At 49.4% G+C, this 322-nt stretch carries 1 protein-coding gene; it reads right to left on the reverse strand.

Going from position 1 to position 322, the window contains the following annotated elements:
• The coding region (locus A3761_RS27085; protein WP_197472859.1) for a CCXG family PEP-CTERM protein at positions 1–322 on the reverse strand (322 nt) is incomplete at both ends.

Raw genomic sequence — 322 nt, forward strand, 5'->3', positions numbered from 1 at the left:
CGCTGGCTCAGATACAGTAGCTGCATCAATATTTGCTACAGAAAGTGACTGCCATGTGCTGCCGCCATCTGTTGTGAAACGACCGCTGCTATAACCGTTGCAGCAGTTTTCTGCCCAGTATAGGTCGATAGTGTGGCTGCCAGCAGAAATACCGGCAGTGCCAGATAGAACGTCAGAATTGTTCCAGTTGTATTGCCACCAAAGGTCATCAGTTCTATTTTCGATTAGGCTACCATCAACATATAGAGCTGCGCCGTAGCCTGCGTCCAAGCCAGCTTCGATTCCCCACGAGCCGCTTATAGCAGATGTTAGTGAGATGCTT

Source organism: Oleiphilus sp. HI0123 (assembly GCF_001635315.1).